This window comes from Mesorhizobium sp. M4A.F.Ca.ET.020.02.1.1 (genome assembly GCF_004022645.1).
GTDB lineage: Bacteria > Pseudomonadota > Alphaproteobacteria > Rhizobiales > Rhizobiaceae > Mesorhizobium.
The window spans coordinates 1-11,194 of the sequence record NZ_RZOI01000121.1; the positions used below are offsets into that span (position 1 = coordinate 1).

Consider the following 11,194-nt stretch of genomic DNA (forward strand, 5'->3'; position numbering starts at 1 on the left):
GCCCGAAGGGCCGCCCACCGTCGCTGTCTGCGGGCCGCGCATGATCGGCCGCGGCGTGATCCGCGGCGGACGGTAATGCAAGGAAGTGGGCGCGACGCCGAGCACGATCTTGAAGTTCTCGGCGTGGATCTCGCTCTGGGTTCTGTAGCCTGGATCGAACAACCTGTATTCGGCGCTGATCACCAGATATTCCTGGTTCTGGTCGTCGCGCGGAAAACTCTCCAGATTGAACGTGCAACCGGAATGGAGGCCGCGCACGGTTCCGGCAGCCGCGCTGCGCTGGTGCAAGGCCTGGAGTTCTTCGCGCCGGATCCCGGCAAGACTGTCGCCCCGCCCCACATCCAGATGCGCTCCGCGATGCCGGTAGTTCTCGCCCGAGGCCTCCTTGTGGCTGAACGGCTGGGCGGACTTGGCCATGAGGTCGGCGCCAGGCTTCTCGAAATCATAGTCTGTGTGCGCATAGGCGCCGGGCCGCACCTCGCTGCCCGGGACCCATTCGGTGATGTATTCGACATCCCTCCGCGAGCCCTGTCCCTCGAAATTGTAAAGCACCTTATCGTAGCCCGGAGCCGCCTTCAGCTTGCTCATCGCATCGCACAGAATGAGCGTGTGCTTGCCCTCGTCGTATTCGAAGAAATAGAAGATGCCTTCGTGCTCCATCAGTCGCTGCACGAAATCAAGGTCGCTCTCGTCGTACTGCACACAGTACTCGCGCGAGGGATAGGACCCTTGCAGCCGCTTCTCGAATTTCGCCGTACCGTATTTTGAGAAGATCTTCTCGACGATTTCGACGGCGGTCATGTTCTGGAAGATGCGGCAATCGGTGGTGTTGCCGAGAAACCAGAGCCATGGCCTGATGACCGCTTCATAGTAGGCCAGCCGGTCCTCGATGCGGGTTAACCGGAACTCCGACACCAGGCCGCTGAACCAGCGCTTCGGATCGGATTCGCCTTCGACCGAAACGGCGCCGCCCAGCATCTTCAGCGGATCGACATTGTGGTTGGTGCTGACAAACCCCACCGTATGGGCGAAGCAGCGGCTGATCTCATCGCGCCCGACAAGATGGGTGAAGGTCAACAGCTCGGCGCCTAACGGCGTCTGCACAACCGTGGCACGTTCGTTCGGCATGGGTCGTGCCCCTCCAGGACGCGGCCGCCAGTGTGACGGATTTGAAGTTCCCCCTATGTTAACCGCATCACGTTCGGGGACTTCCCGGATTGCCACACCAGGCTTCGTTCAGCCTACCATATGTTTTCCTGCCAACCAAAAGGAACCAAGGGCGGGCAAACCTTGCTCCGGAGGCGGTTGTGAGAGGCTGCTGTCGTGTTGTCCTCGCAAGCTGCTAGAATGGCGAAGTATCGATCAGCGGTCGGCGGCACTTTCATATGTTCATCAGTCTGCAGATCAACAATGTCGAGGCCGCGCCCGCCGGTCTCCCGCTCGGTTACGGTTCGCGCGACCGCAGCTTTGAAATCGGACGCGAAAATTGCGACTGGACCCTGCCCGACCCTGACAAGTTCATTTCCGGCCGGCATTGCGAGGTCCGCTATGAGGCGGGCGCGTTCTGGCTTCACGATGTTTCGCGCAACGGCACCTTCATCAACGGGTCCAGCCAGCGCCTGGCCGCGCCGCATCGCCTCGGCCATGGCGACCGGCTGTTGATCGGCCGCTATGTCATCTTCGTGTCCATCGACGACGAGCGCGGCGTGACGGGTCACCCCCAACCGAGATCCGGTTCGACGCAACGGGAATTGCCGGCATCGACGGGCCGGCCCCAGGAATTCGGCAACGAGCCGTTCTTCAATTCGCGCGAGCAACGCCAGGCGCCGGCGTCGACGTCTTCCCTGCTGCAGGCAGCCGCGCCGCCTTCGGCCGCGCAGCGCCCCGTTGCGGACGAATTGCTCAGGGAAATCGCGCGGGCGGCCGGCATCTCGCCGGATCTGCTTCAATCGCGCGACCCACATGAGGTTGCCGCCGAGATCGGCGCGGTCCTGCGGACGACGGTAGAACAATTGGCCTTGCTGCTGAAGGCGCGCGCGGCTGCCAAGATCCTGGCAAAGAGCACGCACCGCACGATGATCAGCGCAGCGGACAACAATCCCCTCAAATTCGTGCCCGGAACCGACGACATGCTGGAAATCATGTTCGCGCGGCGCAGGGCCGGCTATCTTGACGCCAGGCACAGTGTCGAAGACGCCTTCCGCGATCTCAAGACCCACGAATTCGCCACCTATGCGGCCATGCAGGCGGCGCTCTCCCGGCTGCTTGACGACCTGTCGCCCGAGGCGATCGGCAGGAAGCTTCCGCCCACCTCGTTCAGTTCGAAGAAAAGCCAGGCCTGGGATGCTTTCGTGGCGACCTGGCGGACCATGGAGGAAGCCCACGAAAACGGCATGCTGGATATATTCCTGGCTTATTTCGCCGAAGCCTATGCCAAGGCCGACAAGCAAAAATAGCGTGTAAATTCCGGCGCTAGAGCCGGATCCCTACACCGCCGCCGTTAAGAATAATCCGGGCGGTTCCGCGCATATGGTTCCAATCGGACGCTTCTGAGATTACGATCACATACGACAGTTCGCCAGGCGGTTACGGCTGAATGACCCAGGGGTCTGCGGCAAATGTCATGTTACGGCGGGATCGCGTTCTGTAGCCTAGCTTCCACCGGACACTCCCCGCGTCAGCAGGGCACGCATTCTTTGCTTCTGCCCCTGCCTGGTCTTGCGCGCCGGCACGGCCGCCATGCGCGGACGGAAGGCCAGCAATGAGCTCGAAGGACGATCCCTTCGGCCCCGCCGGCAAGACCGTCATTCGCGCCAATCCACGACGCAGGCAAAAGCCGGCGCCGGCCCCGCCGGCATCCGCCGATGGCGGGCAGCCCCTGCCTGTGCGGGATTCGACGGTTTTCGATCCGCAGGGCGGACAGCACATGCCGCCGGGCTGGGTGTCCGGAACCGTGATCTATCAAGGGGCGACGTCCAATGCCGGCCCCTTGGAGACCGCGCCCTCGTCGGGGCCGCAGCAGGACGTCCTCCTCGACGCCACCGGCAGCATCACCTACCCCACGGCAAACCCGATCATCGCCGCCGCCGCGCCCTTGCTGATGCTGCTCGGCCAGCTCCGACTTATCCCGGTCGAAAGACGTGCCGAACCGCTGGCGTTGCACATCGCCGAGGCGATCGAAAGGTTCGATCGGGCGATGCAGAAGTCGGGCATTGCCGAAGAGGACGCACGGATCGCCAAGTTTGCGCTTTGCGAAACCGTTGACGATCTCGTCGGCAACCTGCCCTGGCCCGAGGGGGACGGCTGGGCAGGGCACGGCATGCTGTCGCGGTTCTTTCGCATCAAGTCCGCCGGCGCCGGCTTCTATGAGGCGCTGAACAAGCTGCTGGCCGAACCGGAAGCGCATTACGACCTGCTCGAACTGATGCATGCCTGCCTATCGCTGGGGTTTGAAGGTCAGTATCGCGGCCTCGCGCGCCAGGACAGCAACCTCGAACGTGTCCGACGCGACGTCTTCGACACGCTTCGCTACTTCAGGGCGCGGCCCGACGACGACATTTCACCCCGCTGGCAGGGATTGGCGGCGACAATGGCGCGACCGTCGGCGCGGCTGCCGCTCTGGGCCGTCGCGGCCGTCACCTCGGGTCTCCTGACGGCGGCCTTCTTTGCCTTGCGGGTCTTCATCACCAATGAGGGTGACGCCGTCGCCGGCGAGCTTGTGGCGCTCAATCCATCGACGCCGGTGACAATCGAGAGCGCCGACGTGGCTGCCTCGGCCGAGCCGGCAAAAGTCGCGCCTCCCCCAACCCCCGTCGCGCTCACCCAGATCAACCGCATCCGTGCGGCGCTAGCCGAGGATCTGGCGCGCGGCGGGCTGGCGGTGAGCACGCAAGGCAGCTTCATCGTGGTGGAAATAAACAACGCCCTGACGTTCGAACCCGGCAAGGCCGAGGTGAAGCCGGAGTTCCAGTCCGTCGCCGCAGACATCGCCACGGCTCTCGACGCCGAACCGGGGCCGATCAGGATCATCGGTCATACCGACAACGCAAAACCGCGCAAATCGAGCACGTTCAAGTCCAATTTCGACCTCTCGGTCGCCCGCGCCAAAGCCGTCGCGGCGATGATGGCACCCGGCTTCAAGGACCCATCGCGCATCACCACCGACGGCAAGGGCGAAGACGAGCCGATCGCCGACAATGCGACCCCGGAAGGCCGTGCCACGAACCGCCGCATCGATGTGATGATCCCCAAGGAGGAGACATTATGAGCGCGGCCCCTCGGAAGCGCCCATGACGCATTGGCTGCTGCGCATACTCAACGTCGTCGCCTTGGCCGGTTTCGCGGCAGCCGTCTGGTTTGCCGGACCACTGATCCGTTATGCCGATGCGCGCCCACTCGGGCCGGTCTGGTTGCGCGCCGCGATCGTCGGCGTGGTCGTGGCCGCGGCGGCGCTCTTCTACACGGTCCGGTTCTGGCAAAGGCGAACGGCGCATAAGGCGCTTGAAGCCGCGATCGTGCGCAACGACGCCGACAATGACGATTCGCAGGTGCTCGAGGCCCGCATGAGCGAGGCCATCGCGGCACTCAAACGCTCAAGCGGAAAGCGCAATTTCCTCTACGAGATCCCCTGGTACATCGTCATCGGCCCACCGGGCGCGGGCAAGACGACGGCGCTGGTCAACTCCGGTCTGAATTTCCCGCTTGCCGGTTCCGGCACCGCGCAGCCGGTGGCCGGCATTGGCGGCACGCGATCCTGCGACTGGTGGTTCACCGACGAGGCCGTGCTGATCGACACCGCCGGGCGCTACACAACACAGGATTCCGATCAGTCCCGCGACAAGAAGAATTGGCTCGCCTTCCTGTCGCTGCTCAAGAAATACCGCGCCAGGCAGCCGATTAACGGCGTCATCCTGGCAGTCAGCCTTGCCGACCTCATGAGCTTCGACGATCGGCAGCTTGACGCCCATGTCGCCGAGATACGAAGTCGCCTGCGCGAAACCTATGAAACGCTCAGGATCCAGTTTCCGGTCTACCTGCTGTTCACCAAAGCCGACCTCGTCTCCGGTTTCATGGATTATTTCGGCGGCTTCGACGAGGCGCGCAGGCGCAAGGTGTGGGGCGCGACCTTCCAGACCACCGACCGCAACAAGAACATGGCCGGTGAGGCTCCGGCCGAATTCGACGCTCTGGCCGGGCGCCTGGCGGACGAGATGGCCGACCGGCTCCAGGAAGAGCAGGATCCGGTCGCGCGCATATCCATCTTCGGCTTTCCGGCCCAGTTCGGCGCATTGCGCGGCCGGGTTACCGGTTTTGTCACCAGCCTGTTCGACATCTCCCGCAGCGAGGTAAACGTCAGCCTGCGCGGCCTCTATTTTTCCTCGGGCACCCAGGAAGGAACGCCGATCGACCAGGTGCTGGGCGCGATCGGGCGCAGTTTCGGCAGCAGTTCGCAGGCGCATCTGTCCGGCACCGGCAAGAGCTTTTTCCTCCACGATGTTCTGGCCGACGTCATTTTCGCCGAGGCCGGCTGGGTTTCATACGACAGGACAGCCGAAAGGCGCGCCGCGATCGCCAGATATGGCGGCATCGGCGCGATCGTCCTGGCCGCCGTGATCGCCCTGGGCGCGCTTGGGCTGAGCTTCACGGCCAACAGATCGCTGCTCGCCGCCACGACGCAGGCCATGAGCCAATACCGCCAGGCGGCGGAACCGCTGCTCAAAAGCACAGAGGTCGCCGACGTCGACCTCGAAAACGTGATTGGCCCGCTCGACCAGTTGCGCAACCTGCCGGCCGGATTCGAGACCGGCGACGCGCCGACGCCGATCGAGGAGACATTCGGCCTCAGCCAGCGCGAACGGCTTCTTTCAGCGGCCAGGACGGCCTACCGGCAAGCGCTGGAGCGAAGCTTCCGATCGCGCCTGCTGCTGCAGGCCGAGCGCACGATCCAGGCCAGGATGGCCGATCCGGCGATGCTCTATGAGCCGCTGAAGATCTATCTGATGCTGGGCGGCAAGGCGCCGAAGGTCGACGACGAGCTGATCGTCTCCTGGATGCGGCAGGACTGGGAACACAACCGCTATCCCGGCGAAAACAACCGCGAAGGTCGGGCCCAGCTCGAAAAACATCTGCGCGCCATGCTGGCGCTGGACGACGCCTATGATCCGGTTTTCAAGCTCGACCAGCCACTTGTCGAAGCCGCCCAACGCTCACTCGGACGCATGAGCCTGGCCGACCGCGCCACGGCCCTGATCAAGTCGGCGCTCCATGCGGCAGCCCTGAGCGATTTTTCCGTTTCGCTCAAGGCCGGTCCGGAAGCGCCGCTGCTGTTCGAGCGTGTCGACGGCAGTGATCTGTCGGGACTTCGCATTCCCGGCGTCTACACCCATGCCGGCTTCAGCGATTTCTATCTCCAGCAGCTCTCACGCATCGCGCAGATGCTTGTCGACGACCGGTGGGTACTCGGCGGCGGCGGCGAGCAGGGTGGCATCGATCAGGAATTGCTCAAGCTCGGACCCGAGCTTCTCGATCGCTATGCCAAGGAGTTTGCCGCGGCGTGGAACGGCATTCTCGATCAGCTGCGGTTCAAGGCGATGCCGAAGGACAAGCCACAATATATCGCACTTTCCGCCGCAGCTTCGCCGAACTCGCCGATCGATCAGCTGTTCAGCGCGATTGCCGATGAGACCACCCTGACCCGGGAAAGCCAGTTCCTCGATGTCCAGGCAGGCACGGCCGAGCGGCCAGACGCCGCGGGCATCGCCAAGGGCCTGGCCCGCATCGGCATCCAGATGGCCGCCGGCAAGTCGCAGAGCCGCGCCGGCTCGGCGGGCTCGCAGGGCCCGGGCGCCAACGTCGAGGCGCAGTTCAGGTCATTCCAGGCCCTGGTGAGCGGTCCTGCCGGACGCCGCCCGATCGACGCGCTGACGCAGAACTTTCGCGACATCTACCAGAGTCTGAAGCTGGCGGCGGACGTTCCCTCGGAGACGGAGCGCGTCAACACGAACCTGCAGCTTCAGGTCTCGACCCTGCGCGCCAACGTCTCGCGCCTGCCCAAGCCGCTTGCCCGGATGGTCAACGCGGCCGCTGACGAGTTCGAGGGCAATGTCGCCGAGACCTCGGTGGCGAATTTGAACCAGTTGCTCGACCAGACGGTGACGCGGCCCTGCGAGGAGATGGTCAATGGCCGCTATCCTTTCGCCAGCGGCAGCACGGAGGACATAGCTATGGCGGACTTCGCCAAGCTGTTCGCCCCCGGGGGATTGATGGACCGCTTTTTCGCGCAAAATCTCGCATCGCTGATCGACATGACCGGCCAGGACTGGAGCTGGAAACAGGACCAGCGCTTCGGTCGCGACCTCTCGAAAGCCACGTTGAAGACCTTCCAGTCGGCAGCGGAAATCCGCGCCGCCTTCTTTCCCTCGGGCGGCTCGGTGCCTTTGGTCAGCATCACCTTCACGCCCTTTTCGTTGCATGGCGATGCCGACAGCGCGATGCTGGACGTCGATGGCCAGACCGTTCAAAGCAGCCAGACGGGCAACGCGCCGGGCACGCTGAACTGGCCGAGCGGCGCGGCTTCCGGCTCCGCCAGCCTGAGCCTTGCGCCGGAAATGCCCGGCCGGGAATCCGCCATCAAGTTCGACGGCCCGTGGGCGCTGAAACGGCTCATGGACAAGGCCTCCGTCAGCGGAAGCGAAGGTAATCTGGAAGCCCGCTTCGTGATCGGCGGACGCGACGTGGCCTATACGATCCAGAGCAACTCCGAACCCAACCCGCTGTTCCTTCCAGCGCTTGCCGGGTTCAGTTGCCCGAAGGCATTCTGAGATGATTTTTTGGCTCTCCGCCACGTCGACGACAATCCCGGACGGTCGGCGTACCGACCTTGATTTCGATACTCTAATGTTCGCGCCTGTGGCAGAGTGGCGCGAGCGGCGGCCCGAGGGCGCGCCGCGAAGGACGCTTGCGAAGCGCTTGGTGGCAAATTGAACACTGTCGCCCCCCTTCCCTTTGAAAGCTTCGGCGTAAGCCACAAAGGCTGCGTGCGCGACCACAACGAAGACAACTATCTGGTCGAGCCGCGAACAGGCCTGTGGGTTGTGGCCGACGGCATGGGCGGGCATGATGCCGGCGAGGTAGCGTCGGCAAGCATCATCGATCACCTGGCGACGATCGGCATCGCAAGCTCCGCGCCGGACCTTCGAGCGCGCTTCGAGGACAGGCTGAGCCGGGCCAATGCCGAAATCCGCAGCATATCCGAAACCCGCGGCATAACCATCGGCTCCACCTTCGCGGCCCTGCTGGTGATGGACGGACGGTTTGCCTGCCTGTGGGCCGGCGACAGCCGCGTGTATCTTGTCCGCAATGCCTCGATCTCGCAGATCTCGAAAGACCACACCGAAGTCCAGGAGCTCCTCGACCGAGGCGTGATCAGCGCCGCCGAAGCGCTCACCTGGCCGCGCCGCAACGTCATCACCCACGCGGTCGGCGTCAGCGACGAGATCGTCATCGACTACCAGCAGGGCGAGACCATGCCGGGAGACGTTTTCGTGCTGAACACCGACGGGCTGACGGCACATGTCAGCGACGCCGAGATCGAGGCTGCGGTGTTGTCCGCCGCGCCTCAGGCGGCCTGCGAGAAGCTGCTGGAAACAGTGTTGGCGCGGGGCGGAACCGACAATGTGACCATAATACTGGTGAAGATCGGCGACCGCCGCAACGGCCAGGCGCCCCGTCCGCATCCGCCCACCGAGGGTCGGGACCGATGAGCGCCGACGACAAGACGCGCGTCTCGCCAGGCCTTGCCAACACCGGCGTGGGCACACAACTCAGCGGCATCTACGAGCTTGACGAGCGGATCGCGTCCGGCGGGATGGGCGAGGTCTATCGCGGCCACAACATCCAGACCGGCGACCACGTCGCAATCAAGATCGTCCTGCCGGAATTCGCCCGCGACCAGACGATCTTGTCCTTGTTCCGCAAGGAAGCGTCGATCCTCAATCACCTGTCGCATGACGCGGTCGTGCGCTACCACGTCTTCACCATCGATCCCGGCATCGGGCGACCCTACCTGGCCATGGAATTCGTCGACGGCCAGTCGCTGTTCGATGTCATGCGGCGTGGCGCCATGCCCGTGGAGGACGTGCGCAAGCTCTGCCATCGCCTCGCCTCCGGCCTGAGCGCCGTACATCAGGCGGGAGCGATCCATCGCGACCTCTCCCCGGACAACATCATCCTGCCGGGGGGCCGGGTCGACCGCGCCAAGATCATCGATTTCGGCATTGCGCGTTCGGCCGCCGTCGGCGGAGAAACGCTGATCGGCGGCAGGTTCGCCGGAAAGTACAACTACGTTTCTCCCGAACAGCTGGGGCTTTACGGAGCCGAGGTCAGCGAGCAGTCCGACATCTACAGCATGGGATTGGTGCTGGCCGCCGCCTTGCGCGGCAAGCCGATCGACATGAGCGGCTCTCAGCTCGAAATCGTGGAAAAGCGCCGAACGGTTCCGGATCTTTCCGACATCGATGCCGATTTCAGGGAGATCATCGAGGCGATGCTGCAACCGGACCCGAGGCACCGGCCGATCAGCATGGCCGAGATCGCCAGGATGACCCGCGACGCCGACGAGGAGACAAGGCCGCCGGTATCCGCCATGCCGCGCGACCGCTCGGACCTGCATCGCACCGCCGCGCCCCCGGCTCCTGGGAGGCTGCAGGCCCAGACTTCGGCAACTCCGGACGGCCAACGCTTCGTCCCGCATCAGCGCCCCGCGCACCTTGCCGAACCGCGCCCTCGGGCGGCAGCCACCCCTGCCCGCGCGGTCGTGCCCGATGCTTCCCGGAGAGCTGCGAGGACCGGCTCCATCGCCATCGCCGCCGTGGCGGCGCTGGCTATGGTGTCGGCAGCTGGTATCTATTTCAGCGGCATCCTGACGCCTGCCGCGCCGCCAGCCGGCAAGACGACGCTTTCTCCCTCGAAAACACCGGAGCCGACACCGACTGAGAGCGCTGCCAGGGCGCCAGGCAACGAACCGGCAACGGAGCCGTCCCAAACACCACGCACAGAGGCAGGCCAGGCTCCGGCTGAAAAGCCAGTGGTGCCCACCGCCGCGCCGGCCGAAAAACAGGCGGAAGCCGGGTCCGGACAGAAGCCGGCGCCGGCGCGGCCGGCCGAACCCGTCCCGCCGGTCCAGGAGGGACCAAAGCCGCCGACGGTCGAGGCGCAAGCGCCCGCCGAAAAGGCTCCGGCGGCGCCGCAGCCAAGCGACAGCCAGCAGACGGCGGCGCCACTCCCCAAAATCGCTCCTGCTTCGCCGCCGGAAGCGATCACTCCGGTCTCGCCGCCGGTAGAAAAGGCGCCGGCGCCGGTCAAGCCGGATGTCGCGGAGATGCCGAAGGCCCAGCAACCGGCCAACGAACCGGCCAAGCCAAAGGTGGCTGACAAGGCTCCCGACGGCGCGACCACTCCGCCGGAAGCGGCGACCAAGACAAGCCCGCAGCCTGAGCCGCCCGCAGCCAAGCAGCCGAATGAGACCGTTGTCTTGAATGTGCCCAAGCCCCAGGTTCCGCCGGCGGCTCCCGCCAACGAGACCGCGCAGCGCGCTTCCTGGGTGAGCGACTTCAGCGGCGGTGACTGTTTCTACGCCACCATGACATCGGCAACCGACAACGCCGTCGCTATCGAGGGATTTGGCACTGCGGTCCAACCGTTCGAGCGCATGATGTCCGACTTCCAGGCGCGGTTCCAGGTCGAGCCGGATATCAGCGTGCGCCTCATTGAGCCCGCCCAATGCGAGGTCACCAATTTTCTGCATCTTCTCGGCCGCACCGGCGCCGACAAGCCGCGGCTCGTCCTCGATCGGACATTGGTGCCGAACGGCTCGCCGATCGGCGGAACGCTGGTGACGCGTGGCGGCCTGATTTCCAACGTACTCCTGATCGACCACAGAGGCATAGCCTTCAACCTCGATGACCGCATCGTCGCGCAACCTGACAGGGCGACCTTCAGCATCCCGATCGGGCTCGGCGCCGCCGACAAAGCCGCCGGCAAGGTGCTGCCGCAGATCATCCTGGTGATCACGGGCCCGCGGGATGTCAAGGCCGCCGTCTTCTCTGCACCAACCCCGGTTTCGGCGCTGCTGCCCAGGATCCTTGACGAGATCGAAGCCAACAGATCCGACTACTCCGCCACCGCCAAATATTTC

Annotated in this window: 6 protein-coding genes; 5 read left to right on the top strand and 1 reads right to left on the bottom strand. The window is 64.7% G+C overall.

Annotated features, from left to right (window positions below):
- Positions 1 to 1,128: type VI secretion system tip protein TssI/VgrG (gene tssI, locus EN742_RS10835; RefSeq protein ID WP_128332793.1), on the bottom strand; the 1,128-nt coding region annotated here is incomplete at its 3' end.
- Between the two features lie 257 nt (positions 1,129 to 1,385).
- Here tssI and tagH point away from each other — a divergent pair.
- The 5 genes from tagH to EN742_RS10860 form a co-directional block, all read left to right on the top strand.
- A complete protein-coding gene (gene tagH, locus EN742_RS10840) occupies positions 1,386 to 2,456 on the top strand; it encodes a type VI secretion system-associated FHA domain protein TagH (protein ID WP_128332794.1) in 1,071 nt (356 codons plus the stop codon).
- 305 nt (positions 2,457 to 2,761) lie between these two features.
- Positions 2,762 to 4,267 (top strand): type VI secretion system protein TssL, long form, encoded by a 1,506-nt coding sequence (tssL, locus tag EN742_RS10845; protein WP_127406704.1) that lies wholly within the window; start codon positions 2,762 to 2,764, stop codon positions 4,265 to 4,267.
- 22 nt (positions 4,268 to 4,289) lie between these two features.
- A complete protein-coding gene (gene tssM, locus EN742_RS10850; protein ID WP_128332795.1) occupies positions 4,290 to 7,820 on the top strand; it encodes a type VI secretion system membrane subunit TssM in 3,531 nt (1,176 codons plus the stop codon).
- A 159-nt stretch (positions 7,821 to 7,979) separates the two neighbouring features.
- Positions 7,980 to 8,762: a protein phosphatase 2C domain-containing protein gene (locus EN742_RS10855; protein ID WP_127406948.1), complete on the top strand. Its 783-nt coding sequence runs from the start codon at positions 7,980 to 7,982 to the stop codon at positions 8,760 to 8,762.
- The coding region (locus tag EN742_RS10860) for a serine/threonine-protein kinase (protein ID WP_148670074.1) at positions 8,759 to 11,194 on the top strand (2,436 nt) is incomplete at its 3' end. The genes EN742_RS10855 and EN742_RS10860, both read left to right, overlap by 4 nt.

Excerpts from the sequence above, each read along its gene's own strand:
- tagH (WP_128332794.1), top strand. The coding sequence starts at position 1,386 with ATGTTCATCAGTCTGCAGATCAACAATGTCGAGGCCGCGCCCGCCGGT.
- tssL (WP_127406704.1), top strand. The coding sequence starts at position 2,762 with ATGAGCTCGAAGGACGATCCCTTCGGCCCCGCCGGCAAGACCGTCATT.
- tssM (WP_128332795.1), top strand. The coding sequence starts at position 4,290 with ATGACGCATTGGCTGCTGCGCATACTCAACGTCGTCGCCTTGGCCGGT.